This window comes from Bacillus cereus group sp. BfR-BA-01524 (assembly GCF_022662595.1).
GTDB classification, from domain to species: Bacteria; Bacillota; Bacilli; order Bacillales; family Bacillaceae_G; genus Bacillus_A; species Bacillus_A thuringiensis_S.
Map to the genome: position 1 here is coordinate 1 of NZ_JAKUDW010000451.1, position 223 is coordinate 223.

A 223-nucleotide genomic window follows, 5' to 3' on the forward strand; every position below is an offset into this window, starting at 1 on the left:
TTGATATGGCATCATATTCGGTGGTTGATTGTTATCCATGATTGGCATCATATTCGGCATTTGATTGTTATCCATCATCGGCATCATATTCGGCATTTGATTGTTATCCATTATCGGCATTATATTCGGTGGTTGGTTGTTATCCATGATTGGCATCATATTCGGCATTTGATTATTATCCATGATTGGCATCATATTTGGCATTTGATTATTATCCATCATC

The 223-nt window shown here is 35.9% G+C and carries 1 protein-coding gene; it reads right to left on the reverse strand.

From position 1 onward, the window contains the following. A partial coding sequence (locus MR170_RS31845; protein WP_242310781.1) for a hypothetical protein occupies window positions 1–223 on the reverse strand: 223 nt, incomplete at both ends.